Source organism: Veillonella parvula (assembly GCF_032575955.1).
Taxonomy (GTDB): Bacteria; Bacillota; Negativicutes; order Veillonellales; family Veillonellaceae; genus Veillonella; species Veillonella parvula_J.
The window spans coordinates 172,846-188,317 of sequence record NZ_JAWFXN010000001.1; the positions used below are offsets into that span (position 1 = coordinate 172,846).

Here is a 15,472-nt window from a genome sequence, read left to right on the forward strand (position 1 = left end):
GAAGTCTTTCATTAAAGACGGAGGATGTATGATTCAATTAGATACGTCATGGTTACAACATGTCCAAAAGCCTGCTCGCTACACGGGCGGCGAATACAATAGTATCGTGAAAGATCACAGTACTGTTGATGTAACTATGGCTTTAGGTTTTCCCGATGTGTACGAAGTGGCCATGAGTCATTTGGGCATCAAGATTTTGTATGGTCTCGTAAACCGTCGTGAAGATGCGGTAGCCGAGCGCGTATTTGCACCGTGGCACGATATGGAAGAGGAAATGCGCAAGCGTAATATTCCATTATTTTCCTTAGAAACACGTACGCCTATTAAAGACTTTGATGTGTTAGCATTTACGCTTCAATATGAAATGAGTTTTACTAACATTTTAAATATGCTCGATTTAGCAGGCATTCCTATGTATGCTAAGGAGCGTGATTTAGATTTTCCACTGCTTGTATGCGGTGGCCCTTGTGCGTATAATGTAGAGCCTATTGCTGATTTCTTTGATATCGTATCCCTCGGTGAATCCGAAGAGTGGGGCGATGAATTCATCGACTTATTTAAAGCAGAAAAAGCCAAAGGCTTCCCAGGTGGCAAAGAAGGCTTTTTGCGTAAAGTAGCCCAAATTCCTGGCACATATTGCCCGGCTTTATACGATGTAGAATACACCGAACAAGGCGATTTTAAATCGATTACGCCGCGTTTCGAAGACGTACCTGCAACCGTTGAGAAACGTATTATAGAGGATGTAGAGAATGTATTCTATCCAACAAAGCCTGTTGTACCGTTCCTTGATATAGTGCATGACCGTGCTGTATTGGAGTTATTCCGTGGCTGTACGCGTGGTTGTCGTTTCTGTCAGGCCGGTATGCTCTATCGTCCGGTTCGTGAAAAGACGCCAGAACGTTTGTTACAGATTGCTAAAGATACAATTGCCAATACGGGGTACAATGAAATATCCTTGATGAGTTTGAGCTCTGCGGACTATTCTAAATTGCCTGAACTCGTAGATATGCTCATGGAAGAGTTTAAAGATAAACAAGTTAGCGTTAGCTTACCGTCATTGCGTATTGATAGCTTCTCTATCGATATTGCGAAAAAGGTACAGCAAGTGCGCAAGAGTGGTCTTACCTTTGCGCCTGAAGCAGGTACGCAACGGATGCGTGACGTTATCAATAAGGGCGTTAGTGAAGAAGATTTGTTGGCCGCATGTACTAATGCCTTCAAATCAGGATGGAACACGGTTAAATTGTATTTTATGATGGGGCTTCCTACAGAAACAGACGAAGATTTGGCTGGTATTGCAGATCTTGCGTACAAGGTGCTTGACTTGCACCGTGATATTACAGGCAAACGTAATGGTTCTGTAACGGTGAGCGTATCCTTCTTCGTACCAAAAACACATTCTCCATATCAATGGTATGGTCAAGAAGATGTGGAGGAGATTCATCGTAAACAACGTTACTTGAAGTCTCTCATCAATAATCGTAACATTTCTTATCACTATCATGATGGTTATACTGGCTACATGGAAGCCGCTTTTGCTCGCGGAGATCGTAGACTATCTAAAGTTCTCGTAGAGGCTTGGAAAGCTGGTTGTAAATTTGATGGTTGGACTGAGTTCTTTAACTATGAAGCTTGGTTGAAAGCATTCGCTGACTGCGGATTGGATCCTGCGTATTTTGCACGTCGTACACGAGATTTCGATGAGCCATTGCCTTGGGATCATTTAGATTGTACTGTAAGTAAAGCTTTCTTAAAGCGTGAGTGGGAGCAAGCGGTAGCAGCTAATCTTACAGGCGATTGTCGTCGAGCTCCATGTAAGGGCTGTAATGTATGTCCAGAGCTCAATACAGCTATTATTGACTATAAGGAGGGTGGCAGAGTTGAAAAAGTTACGTTTGGCCTTAAATAAGGGCGAAGAATTACGATTCCTGTCACACCTTGATTATGCTCAAGCTGTAGAGCGGATGATACGTCGAGCAGAAATTAAAATGGCATATTCTGAAGGCTTTAACCCTCATATGAAAATTAGCTTTTCCTCTGCTCTTGCTTTAGGCGTAACGGCAGCGGCTGAATATATCGATATGGATGTGCTTGAAGAGGATAGTTTAGAGTCCATTATGGACCGTTTAAATCGCGTAGCACCTCCAGGACTTGAAGTACTAGACGGTAAAGAAATGCCTGAAAAGGTGAAAAAGATGATGGCCATCTGTAATTTTGCTATCTATGAGGTAACAGGTCCTGTGACAGATGAAAATGCTGATTGGGATGCGTTACTCAAACCTTTTAATGAAGCAACGGAAATTTCTTATGAAAAGGTAACACCTAAGAAAACTCGTACCATTGATGTAAAAGAGTTTGTAAAAGAACCCATCGTAGCCTCCGTTAAGGACGGTATGGTGACCCTTACAATGGGTATCGGCATTTATCCGCAAGGTACTATTAAACCTAGCGAAGTGTGGAATCTAGGTAAGGACCAATATAATTGGCCTATTACAACTAGCTACGAAGTTCACCGTAAAGCAATTATGGTAGAAAATGAAGAAGGCCGTTATACGCCTTTAGAGATTAATTACTAATTATAATTTAGATGACAAAGAAGGGAGGGATAGGATGCATAAAATTTTGGTCAATGTTATGCGCGAAGAAATTCGGATGGCTGTTATAGACGAAGAAGGTCAGCTAGTGGACTTTGTCTTGGAGCGTACCGATGAGTCTCATATGGCAAATCATATGTACAAAGGCACAGTAAAGAATGTATTGAATGGTATGCAAGCGGCCTTTGTTGATATTGGGGGCTCTCAAAATGCGTACTTGAACTTACAACAAGGGAAGGAACAGAAAATTTTGCCACGCTTATCTGTGGGGCAACAAATTCTCGTTCAAGTAGTGAAAGAAGAAATGCTTGGTAAAGGTGCTCGCGTAACTGCTGATGTCAGTTTGGCGGGCCGCTTTATGGTGCTTTTACCGTATTCTGAAGGCATGCATATTTCTAAAAAGATTACTGACGAAGCCTTGCGTGCAAAGTTGCAAGAATTAGCAGCACCTTATGTACAAGAAGGTTGCGGTTTTATTATTCGCACTGCGGCAGCTAAGGCTAGTGCTGATGAAATAGGCCGTGACATGGATTACTTGTGGCGTACATGGCAACATGTGTTGAAGCGCTTTAAGGTGGCTAAGAGCGGTACAGATTTATATAGTGACGCAGATTTCTGGTTCCGTCTTGTGCGGGACTATGCTCATCGCAATGTAGAAGAAATCATCGTCGATTCCGATATGGGTGAAGATCGATTGATGGATCTCTTAGGTCATGGCCCTACATCGCAACAAATTAAAGTAACACGTCATCGCGATAGCACACCTATCTTTAAAGCAAACCATATTGAACCGCAATTAGAAGATCTTATCTCTCGCGATATTAATCTTCCTTCTGGAGGGTCAATCCGTATTGATCATACGGAGGCTCTCACCGTATTTGATGTAAATTCTGCTCATTATACTGGTAAATCTAATAAACTAGAAGATTTAGCTTTTACAGTCAATAAAGAGGCGGCAAAAGAGATCTGTCGTCAATTGCGCTTGCGTGATATCGGTGGTATTATCGTCATCGATTTTATTGATATGAAAGATAAAGAACATCAACAAGAGTTATTAAAATTGTTGGGGGCACAAGCTAAGTTAGATAAAATGAAAACCGTTGTATGCGGCATTAGTTCGCTTGGCCTCGTAGAGATGACGCGAAAACGAGCTCGCCAAGGCTTGCAAACCTTGATGTTTGATACATGCCCTCAATGCGGTGGTACGGGCTATATGTTGTCGGGTCGTACTGTATATATGCAGATTGTGCGTCGCATCCGCGAGTTATTTAAATCAGGACGTATTAAAACGAATCTAGAAATCGAAGTTCATCCGGAGGTGGCTCAGTATTTAACAAAAGCTATTGTCGAGGATTTAGGTGGGTCTATAGGTCGCAAGATTTCTATTGTAGTAAATCCACAAATTAGTCGAGAAGGATATTCCTTGATGGCTATAGCCGAATAAGTAAGTAGTTTGTTTATAGGTGAGTATAGTGTCTATATTTGAAATTGTATTAATTAGTATTGGTCTTGCCATGGATGCTTTTGGCGTATCTATTGGTAAGGGGCTGACAATGCCTGTAGGTGAGAATAGTCGGAAGGTCACTTTGGCCTTTCTCTTTGGCTTGTTTCAGTTCCTAATGCCCCTCATCGGTTGGCTCATAGGACGTCAATTTATCGATGTCATATCTGATTGGGATCACTGGATTATCTTTGGTCTTCTTGGCTATTTAGGTATCGCTATGATTCGAGAAGGGCTTAGCGATGATGATGAAGAGGACGATGATAAGCAATTTTTAGGTGTCTGGGAGATGGTGATGCTCTCCGTAGCAACCAGTCTCGATGCGATGGCTGTAGGGTTGACCTTTGCGTTCTTACCTATTAATGTATGGGAAGCTTCTACCATGATTGGTATTATTACCTTTGGCATTTCTTTAATTGGTGTGTACTTAGGTAAATTTATGGGCCAATTTGTTGGAAAATATGCAGATATAGTTGGTGGAGGTGTATTAATTCTCATCGGTACAAAGATACTCTTACAGCACCTTGGAATTATCGGAGAATTTTAAAGCTCTGTATATATAAGTGTTAAAAACTAGGCGAATTCTGTAGTTTTTGGTTTGACATGATAGTGTAAATAGTATATACTATATCAGTATTAGTTCGGTTTTCTGAACTTTGCAATCCGCGTGAAGCAGGTTTAAACGCCCGACCGAAGTTCGGGTCGGGATACCGAATTCAGCGAGTTCGATAACAAGGAGGTGTTCTCATGTACGCAATTATTAAAACTGGTGGTAAACAATATCGCGTTGCTGAAGGCGATGTAATTACTATCGAAAAATTGGAAGCAGCTGCTAACGATTCCGTTACATTCGAAGAAGTTTTGACTGTAGTGAATGACGGCGACGTTAAAGTTGGCGCTCCTCTTGTAAACGGTGCAAAAGTTACAGGTACAGTTCTTGAGCATGGTAAAGGTAAAAAGATTTTAGTATTCAAATACAAAGCTAAATCCAACTACCGTCGTCGTCAAGGCCATCGTCAACCGTTCACAAAAGTTCGTATTGAATCTATCCAAGCTTAATTATGGTTTCCATTGGAATCCAGCGGAATAGTGATGGTCAAGTTATTGGTTGTCATATGTCCGGTCATGCAGGATATGATGAACATGGCTTCGATATCGTATGTGCTGCAGTGTCTGCCTTATCGGCAACGGCGATGTTAGGCCTCACCCAAATTGCTCAACAAGAAGGTGAGTATACGAATAGCGAAGGTCAATGTGATATAGTTCTCTCTGGTACGATTAATCAGAGTGGACAGGATATTCTGGGGACTATGCTTCTCGGTTTAGAGGAAATTAGCCGTCAATATCCAGAGTTTGTCCAAATTCACGAAATATAGGAGGTGAACTTAATGTTTACTTTTGATTTGCAATTGTTCGCACATAAAAAAGGTGTGTCCAGTACTCGTAATGGTCGTGATAGTGAATCTAAACGTCTTGGTGTTAAATGCCATGATGGTTCCATCGTAAAGAGCGGTAACATCATCGTTCGTCAACGTGGTACTCACTTCCACCCTGGTACTAATGTAGGTATCGGTAAAGATGACACTTTATTCGCACTTGTGCCTGGTAAAGTAGCATTTGAACGTGCTGGTCGTTATAACCGTAAAGTTAGCGTATACCCTGTAGAAGCTTAATTTTACAAGACTATTAATCCCTAGTGGTTTCCACTAGGGATTTTTTATTGTTTATTATGGTGTAAGTTGTATTGGTATAATATAATATAATTTAAAGTGATTATTAAATATATCATAGAGTCTTGAAATATGATCGGAGGCATTATGGCACTATTAGAGTTATCTAATATATCCTATGTTGTAAACGAAAAGTCTATTATCCGTGATGTGTCTCTATCTGTACATGAAGGAGAGTATCTCACTGTTGTAGGCCCTTCTGGTAGTGGTAAAAGTACACTTTTAAAATTATGCAGTGATTTGATTAGTCCTACCTCAGGGATTATTACTTATAATGGACGTGATTTAACCACTATAGATCCAGAAAGTTATCGAAAAGAGGTAGGTTATTGCTTTCAAAGACCTTACTTGTTTGCAAAAACGGTGCGTCGTAATATTTTGTTCCCTTATGATATTCGAGGTATGGAACCTGATATGATTCGTATCAAATATCTTTTCGATTTACTTCATATGCCTATTGAATATCTTGAGCGCCATAATGATGAACTATCTGGTGGAGAAATGCAACGGATTTGTCTCATTCGAAGCCTTATCTTTGAACCTAAAGTATTGCTTTTAGATGAGGTTACCTCTGCATTAGATGCTGTTAACACGGCTATCGTGGAACAGGTAATCGATGAACTTCATAATAATGGGATGACCATCATAGCAATAACACATAGTGAGGAACAAAGCTTACGTAAGGCTAATCGCCGCATTACAATTGTAGATGGATCATTAGCTAAAGAGGAGGTATTACGGTGAGTCAATTTCATGCTATTTCAGCCATGTCATTATGTCTTGCATCTATATTAGTTATTATAAGTATGTTTATGTCCTATCGGCAGGAGTTGAAGTTAGAGAAAGATATTTTTATAAGTGCTTTACGAGCTACCATACAGTTATTTGCCATAGGCTTTATTTTAGCTTATATTTTTAGTACTGAAAGTCCTATATTCATAATCGGATTATTAGGTTTTATGGCTATTAATGCAGCCTATAATTCTTCTAAACGCGGTAAGGGAATACCATATGCATTGTGGATTTCTTGGTTTGCCATAACCGTAGGTGCAAGCATTACATTATCGATTTTGCTTCTAACAGGTGTGCTTAACTTTACTGCTTATCAGGTGATTCCTGTTGGAGGGATGGTTATTAGTGGAGCTATGGTGGCAATTGGCCTTTGTTATCGACAAATGCTATCAAATTTTGAGTTACGCCAACAAGAGGTGGAAATTAAACTAGCGTTAGGAAGTACGCCTAAGCAAGCGTCAAAAGCCATCGTGCGAGATGTTATAAAGACTGGATTGCAACCTACTGTAGATAGCGCTAAGACTTTAGGAATCGTGGCTTTACCAGGAATGATGACAGGTCTAATCTTAGCGGGAATGCCTCCACTTGAAGCTGTAAAATATCAAATGATCGTGACATTTATGAGTTTATCTACTATATCGATTGCTTGCTTTATTACTTGTCAATTAGCGTATAGAGCATTTTTTAATAATAGGAATCAATTAAATAGGTAAATTTAGTACTTTAAATATATTTTATTGTACATCAAATCAGAATATTTACTCATAACTTAGAGTAGTAGCCTTAAGGTTACTGCTCTTTTTTTATAGAAATAATGTTTATATATGATTATAGGAATAAAAATTGTTGGATATAATTCTGTATAGTTATAAAGATTTACTTATTTTGTTTTTAACATTGCATTATTGCTATAAATGATACTGAGATTTATTATTGAAATAGATAGAGCATTGTTGATATAATGTATCAGTAAATTCTATAGTATTTCGTATTGTAAGGAGTTCTTATGAGCAATTATGACGTAGAAACAAGGGGAGGGCGCGCAGCTAAAACTACGCTACTAGGTATACTGGCTTTAGCTATTTTAATTGCCACATCTCTTGGTTCACTCTTCATTGGGATACGCTATATCAGCCTAGATGATATTATTTTATCCTTTACTAACTATGATCCTAATAGTATAGGTCAGATGATCGTTCAAACATTGCGCTTGCCACGTATGATAGCAGGTATCGTTGTAGGTATCAGCTTTGCCGTATCAGGTGCACTGATGCAAGGTGTTACCAACAATCCTATGGCAAGTCCTTCTATTTTGGGGATTAACGCAGGTGCCAGTTTTGGTTTAGCTGTTGGGATGATTTTATTTCCTTATTTAACCTTAAATGGAAGTATTTTGTTTTCCTTCGGTGGGGCCGCATTGGCAACACTGTTCATTTTAGCTCTTGCTAAACGCGTAGGTGGTAAAGCTACTCCTGTATATCTTGCACTTGCAGGTACGGCTATTAGTGCAGTATTTGTGGCTGTTACACATATGCTTGTTGTGTACTTCCAAGTGGCACAAGAGTTAAGCTTTTGGACTGCAGGCGGTATTAGTGGTATTCGTATGGAACAAGTATTACTCGTATTACCTTGGACACTCATTGGTATTCTTATTGCCATGTACGTATCTAAATCTGTTACGCTCTTAAGCTTTGGCGAAGAGGTAGCTATTGGTCTTGGCAGTAATTTAAATCGTGTACGTGTATTATCTGGTTTGACTGTACTTATTCTTAGCGGTTCTGCTGTTGCTCTAGCCGGTCCGATCGGCTTTGTAGGTCTCGTTATTCCACATATAACACGTAAACTGGTAGGCATCGATTATCGTCTTGTAATTCCATTCTCTGCACTCTTTGGTGCAGTACTTGTTATGATTGCTGACGTTGTAGCTCGTATCGTAAATCCTCCATTCGAAACACCATTAGGTGCCATTACTGCTCTTGTAGGTGTTCCATTCTTTATTTATTTAGCAAATCGTAAGGGAGGAAAATAAGATGAAAAAACGCTTTTTTGCCTACTCTTTCGTTATGACGCTCATGTTGTTAGGTGCCATGTATGGACATCTTCATACAGGCTTTAGTGATATGTCTACATCTGATCTTATTCGCATTCTCTTTGGCGGTGGTAATGATGTAGAAAAACTCACAGTTTTTGATTTCCGTTTAGTTCGCACCATCTTGGCTGTATTTATTGGTATGGGCCTTGCTATGTCTGGTGCAATTTTTCAAACTATATCTCGGAATGAATTGGCTAGTCCAAGCTTGTTAGGCGTAAATGCTGGTGCTGGTTTAGGTGTAGTTCTTTTAGTATATTTTGCAGGTTCTACAACGGCGTGGGGGATTTGGACATTACCTACTGTTGCCGTAGCTGGGGCTGTTGTGGCAGCGATTTTAATTTATCTTCTATCTTGTCGCGGTAGAGATATTATTTCTCCATATCGTTTAATCTTAACAGGTATCTCTATGAGTGCAGGACTCCATGCATTGCAAGTCTTACTCGTAACGCGTTTGGACCCTAATAAATTTTATTTAGTTAATACTTGGACCATCGGCACTATTTCGGGTAATACATGGGAGCATGTATGGGTGCTTGCGCCAGTTGTCATTGTATTATCACTCATTCTCTATGCCCGTTATATGGAGCTAAATTTATTGAGCCTAGCTGATGAAACAGCGATTGGGCTTGGTGTACATATAAATCGCTCTAGATTTGTATACCTTATTATTGCAGTTCTTTTATCTGGGTTCTGTGTAGCTATCGGTGGCAGCATTGGTTTTGTAGGGCTTATTTCCCCGCATATTGCACGCCGCTTAGTCGGTGCCGATCATGCCTATTTCTTGCCATTAACAGGTCTAATTGGAGCTATTTTAGTGGTCACTGCTGACTGGATTGGCCGATCCATTATTGCGCCTGATGAAATCCTCTTAGGGATTATTGTAGCTTTAATCGGGGCACCATACTTCTTGTATATTCTAGCAAAAACAAAAGCGTAAAAGGGGAAATATAAATGAAATTAGAAGTTAAAAACCTAACTACTGGTTACGGTGATACAAAAATTATAGAGAACTTAAATCTTACGATTCCAGAAGGCAAGGTAACAGCATTAATTGGTGCTAATGGTTGTGGTAAATCTACTTTACTAAAAACTATTTGTCGTATTATTCGACCAATGGATGGCGATGTCTTACTAGATGGTAAATCTATCGGTTCTTATGGTAGTAGAGAACTAGCAAAAAAGGTTGCTATTTTGCCTCAAAATCCAACGGCACCTGGTGAAATTACAGTTCGTGAACTTGTTATGTACGGTCGTGCACCGCATCAAGGCAGCTTATTTGCCCGTACTACAAAAGAGGATAAAGAAATTGTAGAGTGGGCTTTGAAGGAGACTGAATTACTTCAGTTTGCAGATCGTGGCATTACAAATATGTCTGGGGGGCAACGGCAACGCGCATGGATTGCCATGGCTATCGCTCAAAATACAGACATTCTATTCCTTGACGAGCCTACTAGCTTCCTTGATGTATCTCACCAAATGGATGTATTACATTTAGTAGAGCATTTGAATAAAGCTTATAACAAAACGATTGTTATGGTTATTCACGAACTTAATGAAGCCGCTCGTTTTGCTGATAATTTAGTTGCCATGAAGGATGGAAAAATTCAATACGAAGGTACGCCTCATACTATCTTCCATAATGAAATGTTGAAGGATGTATTTGGTGTAGATTCTACAATCATGAATGACCCTAAGACAGATCGTCCGTTCTGTATTCCTTATTCTATGAAAAATTATGGCCATACGGCACGTGAGGTGTAGTATGAAGCGTTTGTTAATTTCTGGTCTTTTGGGGGCTTGTATGCTCATGGGAATTGCAGGATGTGGTCCACAGGAAAATGGTATGACTCATGAAGCTATCTATGCTAATCTTGATGATAAGGTAAAAACAGCCCTTGAACGGTCAAATGATCCGAAAGACATTGATAAAGAGTTTAAGAAGCGATTAACGGCTATCCAAAAGGCAGCAGATAAAATTGTTACTGTTGAAGGAGATAAGATTATTGTCACTCATAAGCTCGGGACAACAGTTATGCCCAAAGAACATAAACGTATCGTGGTTGTTCGGACAGAAGATCCTATGATTGCATTAGATGAATCTTTTATAGGGGCAAATTTTAATGAAAAAAGCTATCTTTATAATGAATTAAGTAATCGTAATGTTCAAAATTTTAGTATTAATGATGAAACAAAGACTATCAACTATGAGCAGATTCAGGCTTTAAAACCGGATTTGATTATTATGCGTGACTCTTATGGCAAAGCGGCATATAATGCACTTTCTAAAATTGCTCCAACCATTTCTGTCAACGTAAATAAGGAAGAAGTTGCACTACTAACTATTGCTAAAGCACTTGGGGTCCCTGAAAAAGGGGAAGCTCGTTTGAAAGAATATTATTCACAGGCTAAGAAAACACGGATAGCTTTAGCTGAACATATGCAAGGGGAAACCGTAGCTTTTCTAAGAATTTTAAATAAAGAAATACGATTGTATCCGTATATGAAAAGCGATTTGAATGTCTTTATGGCTGAATTACTTAATATTAAACCGCCTGATATGGTATTAGAAACAGAACTTAACCCTACGAACAATGCGATTTCTTTAGAGCGATTACCCGATCTTGATGCAGGCTATTTAATCGTTTCTGCTGGTTACGGTGCTTCTAGTGCTAATAATCAAGGTGTAGCAGACCAACGATTGGCAAATCTTAAAAAAGATGAGTTGTGGAAAAATTTGCCTGCTGTAAAAGCCGATCATGTATTGCAAGTGGATAGTACTTTGTGGATGGCCCATGGTATTATTGCGAAAGAACGTGCTATGAAAGAGCTGTATGATACATGGGGAGAATAGGACTAAATACATTTGTAATATATAGTTAGTACTATTATGTAAGGGTTTATCTCGTGTAAAAATACATACATACATTTTAGTCATGTTCGATATAGATAATCGATATAGATTAGAAACTCCCATGATATAAAGGTTGCTTCCTCTTATGAGGTGGCAACCTTTTTGCATGTATCAAATTCCTGTGCTTTTTAGTAGGAATAGTGGTATACTATGTACAGTATCAGTGAAATACCAGAAGACTGGTTGTCATATACTTTCATAAACCTAAAGAGGGGTGGCATTGCCACTAGAAAGATTTGAGGTAAGTACTATGTATGATGTAAAATCTCCAAAGGCGGAGGAATTTATTTCCCATCAGGAAATCCTTGACACACTTGCCTATGCAGAGGAAAACAAGGAAAATAGGGAGTTGTTAGATGCTATTTTAGCGAAAGCTGCTACATTTAAGGGATTAAACCACCGAGAAGCAGCAGTTCTCTTAGAATGTCCGTTACCTGAATATAAGGAAAAGCTTTTTGCTTTAGCAAAGGAAATCAAGAAGGCTATCTACGGCGATCGTATTGTTCTATTTGCACCGTTATACTTGTCTAACTATTGTATCAATGGATGTGTGTATTGTCCGTACCACTCCAAAAACCGCGATATTAAACGTAAAAAATTAACGCAAGACCAAATCAGAGAAGAGGTTATTGCGTTAGAAGCGATGGGCCATAAGCGTATTGTAATTGAGTCTGGTGAAGATCCTCTTAATAATCCACTGGAATATATTTTGGAATCCATCAAGACGATTTACAGTATCAAAAATAAAAATGGTGAAATCCGCCGTGTAAACGTAAATATTGCAGCTTGTTCCGTTGAGGACTACAAAAAATTACATGAAGCTGGTATTGGCACGTATACATTATTCCAAGAAACATATAATAAAGAAAACTATGAAGCTTTACATCCTACAGGCCCTAAGAGCGACTACGCCTACCATACAGAGGCGATGGACCGCGCTATGCAAGGTGGTATTGATGATGTAGGCATCGGAGTTCTTTATGGTTTGGAACATTATAAATACGATTTCGTTGGTTTGTTGATGCACGCAGAACATTTAGAGGCTGTGTATGGGGTAGGTCCACATACTATTTCTGTACCTCGTATTTGTCCAGCGGATGATATCGATGTAGATGATTTCAGTAATGCTGTACCTGATGATGTATTTGAAAAAATTGTTGCTCTTATCCGCGTCTCCACACCGTATACAGGTATGATTATGTCCACTCGTGAAAGTCAATCCATGCGTGAACGTGGCTTGGCATTAGGTATCTCCCAAATTAGTGGTGGATCTCGTACTAGTGTAGGTGGTTACAAAGAAGAAGAAAAGCCAGAAGATAATACGGCACAATTCGATCGTAGTGATACGCGTACATTAGATGAAATCGTTAACTGGTTGCTAGACCTTGGGTATGTTCCAAGCTTCTGTACTGCTTGTTATCGTGCAGGTAGAACTGGGGATCGATTCATGGCTCTTGCAAAATCCGGTCAAATTCACAACTGTTGTCAACCAAATGCGTTGATGACATTGAACGAATATATCATGGATTACGGCAATGATGAAACTAAGGCTCATGGTTCTAAGGTTATTGAACAACAGTTAGAAAATATCAAAAATGATTTAGTTAAAGATAAAGCTAAAGCTTATATTGCACAGATGAAAGACGGCGAACGGGACTTCCGGTTCTAAGGAATTCACTGATATGGAGCCTCCTATTGATAATAGGAGGCTCTTTCTTGTTGAGAAAATAGCAAGCTTTAAATGAGAATAAAATATATAAAATAGTTTATTTTATTTGCATTTTAAGGTATAATAAATAAAAATGATAATGATAATACGTTGAATTCAAGAATAATATTGATTATAAACTACTGAGGGATATGATGATTAAGAAAAAACGTTGGCGCCTTTGTAAAGGTGATCAAGAGAAAGAGAATATCTTAATCCGTGAACTTGGTGTAAACCCTATTGTGGCTAAATTAATGGTGAATCGTCACATTGATGTAGACGAAGGTCGTCAGTTTTTACAAGGTACTTTGTCAGATTTGTTAGATCCATTTACATTAAAAGATATGGATGTGGCTGTTTCACTAGTTCTGGAAACAATTGAAAGTCACAAACCAATCGTCATTTATGGTGATTATGATGTGGATGGTATTACTGCAACCTCTGTACTCTATCGATTTTTAAAGAAATTAGGTGCTGATGTTACATATTACATACCAGAACGTCAAAGCGAAGGGTATGGTCTCAATTTAGAGGCTTTAAAGCACCTTATTGAACGGGGAACGGATTTGGTAATTACCGTAGACTGCGGCATTAGCTCTTACGATATTGTAGAGGCTGTACGGGACCGCATCAATATGATTATTACGGATCACCATACGGCTCCAGATGTGATTCCACGAGCGAAGGCCGTCATAAATCATAAGCAAAAGGACTGTCCTTATAAGGATAAAAACTTATCTGGAGTAGGTGTTGCTTTTAAGTTATGCCAAGCCTTGTGGCTTACAAAGCACGGAGAATGGTACTTAGATGATTTAGATATCGTTGCACTTGGCACTGTGGCAGATGTAGTGCCTTTGGTCGGTGAGAACCGTATCATTGTAAAATCAGGCCTTGAGAAGATGAATAGGGAACCTAACTTGGGGATTAAAAAGCTTATTGATGTAGCTGGGCTTCATGAACGAACTATTACATCTGGACATATTGGTTTTACCTTAGCACCTCGTCTTAATGCAGCGGGTCGCGTAACGCATGCAACGCGTGCAGTTGAATTACTTGTGACCGATGACGAGGATATAGTAGAGGCAATTGCGGAGGAACTAAATGAAACGAACCGTGAACGACAAGAGTTAGAACGAAATATTCATGAGTTGGCTCGTGTTGATGTAGCTAATCAAGGACATAAAGCTGATTATGTAACTATTGTGGCCGGCGAAGAGTGGCATCCAGGAGTCATTGGTATTGTTGCTTCTCGTCTAGTAGAGGAGTTTTACAAGCCAACCTTAGTCATCAGTATTCATGATGGCGTTGGTAAAGGCTCGTGCCGTAGTATAGATGGCTTTAACATATATGATGCATTAAAATCTTGTGAGGATATCTTGCTACAGTTTGGCGGGCATGCTGCGGCAGCAGGCTTTAGCATCGATGCAAATCGTATTGATGAGTTACGAGAACGGTTAACCAAGTATTGCAAAGCAGTTATTACAGATGAGGAATATATTCCTGTGGTTGCTATTGATGCGGAACTACCTGTTGATGATATCGATGTCGATATCATTGACCGCGTATCAGACCTTGAGCCTTATGGGATGGCCAATAGCACGCCAGTCTTTGCCATTATGGAAGCTACCGTGCAAGATATTATGCTCATGGGCCAATTAAAAAATCATTGTAAGATAATATTTGAAACTTCGAATGGTACATTAGATGCTATAGCTTGGAATCGTCCAGACTTATTTAAATTTATCTTTGTGGGAACTGTGGTAAAAGTGGCATTTTCTTTGCAAAAGAATGAATGGCAAGGCATGGTTTCTCCGCAACTCATGATTCAAGCTATTGAACCATTGACTGAAGAGCCGATTAAGCTTTCTACAGAAGGGCTTAGACAAATGTATGTCATAATAAAACAGTCCATGCGAGGTCGTAGTCAATCGGTTTATAATGTAGAACAAGATATATTGCGCCGTAAGCCGGCAGATCAGAATAATCGCAGTGCTCTAACATCTATTGATGTATTTAAAGAATTGGGCATTGTTGAAGAATATACAAGTGATGATGGTCAATTAATGCTTAGATGGAACGCCATTGAAGGAAAATTAGATCTTGTCACATCCGTAACATTCCTTACTTATAGTGTATAGGAG

At 39.3% G+C, this 15,472-nt stretch carries 15 protein-coding genes; all 15 read left to right on the top strand.

The window, feature by feature from the left end:
- Window positions 1-28 precede the first annotated feature (28 nt).
- The 15 genes from E7L28_RS00785 to recJ all read left to right on the top strand — a co-directional run bounded on the left by E7L28_RS00785 (window position 29) and on the right by recJ (window position 15,469).
- On the top strand, window positions 29-1,912 hold the full coding sequence (locus tag E7L28_RS00785) for a TIGR03960 family B12-binding radical SAM protein (RefSeq protein WP_004698741.1): 1,884 nt from the start codon (window positions 29-31) through the stop codon (window positions 1,910-1,912).
- Window positions 1,884-2,579, top strand: a complete 696-nt coding sequence (locus E7L28_RS00790; RefSeq protein ID WP_120055423.1) for a TIGR03936 family radical SAM-associated protein — start codon at window positions 1,884-1,886, stop codon at window positions 2,577-2,579. The genes E7L28_RS00785 and E7L28_RS00790 overlap by 29 nt, the downstream gene beginning before the upstream one ends.
- A 34-nt stretch (window positions 2,580-2,613) precedes the next feature.
- A complete protein-coding gene (locus E7L28_RS00795; RefSeq protein WP_105086661.1) occupies window positions 2,614-4,041 on the top strand; it encodes an Rne/Rng family ribonuclease in 1,428 nt (475 codons plus the stop codon).
- Window positions 4,042-4,069: 28 nt separating this feature from the next.
- Entirely contained in the window at window positions 4,070-4,645 is a 576-nt protein-coding gene (locus tag E7L28_RS00800) for a manganese efflux pump MntP (protein WP_105086660.1), read from the top strand.
- 200 nt (window positions 4,646-4,845) lie between these two features.
- Complete coding sequence (gene rplU, locus E7L28_RS00805) at window positions 4,846-5,157, top strand: 50S ribosomal protein L21 (RefSeq protein ID WP_105086659.1); 312 nt, start codon at window positions 4,846-4,848, stop codon at window positions 5,155-5,157.
- 2 nt (window positions 5,158-5,159) lie between these two features.
- Complete coding sequence (locus E7L28_RS00810; protein ID WP_004698521.1) at window positions 5,160-5,474, top strand: ribosomal-processing cysteine protease Prp; 315 nt, start codon at window positions 5,160-5,162, stop codon at window positions 5,472-5,474.
- A gap of 12 nt (window positions 5,475-5,486) precedes the next feature.
- On the top strand, window positions 5,487-5,771 hold the full coding sequence (gene rpmA / locus E7L28_RS00815) for a 50S ribosomal protein L27 (protein ID WP_004696430.1): 285 nt from the start codon (window positions 5,487-5,489) through the stop codon (window positions 5,769-5,771).
- Between the two features lie 144 nt (window positions 5,772-5,915).
- Complete coding sequence (locus E7L28_RS00820) at window positions 5,916-6,572, top strand: ABC transporter ATP-binding protein (protein WP_119563216.1); 657 nt, start codon at window positions 5,916-5,918, stop codon at window positions 6,570-6,572.
- The gene (locus tag E7L28_RS00825; RefSeq protein WP_004698663.1) at window positions 6,569-7,333 is read left to right on the top strand and encodes an ABC transporter permease; all 765 of its coding nucleotides are present in this window, start codon (window positions 6,569-6,571) and stop codon (window positions 7,331-7,333) included. The genes E7L28_RS00820 and E7L28_RS00825 overlap by 4 nt, the downstream gene beginning before the upstream one ends.
- Before the next feature lie 293 nt (window positions 7,334-7,626).
- A complete protein-coding gene (locus E7L28_RS00830) occupies window positions 7,627-8,649 on the top strand; it encodes a FecCD family ABC transporter permease (RefSeq protein ID WP_120055419.1) in 1,023 nt (340 codons plus the stop codon).
- Window position 8,650: 1 nt separating this feature from the next.
- Window positions 8,651-9,649 (top strand): FecCD family ABC transporter permease, encoded by a 999-nt coding sequence (locus E7L28_RS00835; protein ID WP_120055417.1) that lies wholly within the window; start codon window positions 8,651-8,653, stop codon window positions 9,647-9,649.
- A gap of 14 nt (window positions 9,650-9,663) precedes the next feature.
- Entirely contained in the window at window positions 9,664-10,473 is an 810-nt protein-coding gene (locus tag E7L28_RS00840) for an ABC transporter ATP-binding protein (protein WP_120055415.1), read from the top strand.
- Between the two features lies 1 nt (window position 10,474).
- Window positions 10,475-11,563: an ABC transporter substrate-binding protein gene (locus E7L28_RS00845; RefSeq protein WP_024061977.1), complete on the top strand. Its 1,089-nt coding sequence runs from the start codon at window positions 10,475-10,477 to the stop codon at window positions 11,561-11,563.
- A gap of 310 nt (window positions 11,564-11,873) precedes the next feature.
- Window positions 11,874-13,292, top strand: a complete 1,419-nt coding sequence (gene hydG, locus E7L28_RS00850) for a [FeFe] hydrogenase H-cluster radical SAM maturase HydG (RefSeq protein ID WP_077708570.1) — start codon at window positions 11,874-11,876, stop codon at window positions 13,290-13,292.
- 194 nt (window positions 13,293-13,486) lie between these two features.
- Window positions 13,487-15,469 (top strand): single-stranded-DNA-specific exonuclease RecJ, encoded by a 1,983-nt coding sequence (recJ, locus tag E7L28_RS00855; protein ID WP_316711385.1) that lies wholly within the window; start codon window positions 13,487-13,489, stop codon window positions 15,467-15,469.
- The last annotated feature ends 3 nt before the right edge of the window (window positions 15,470-15,472 follow it).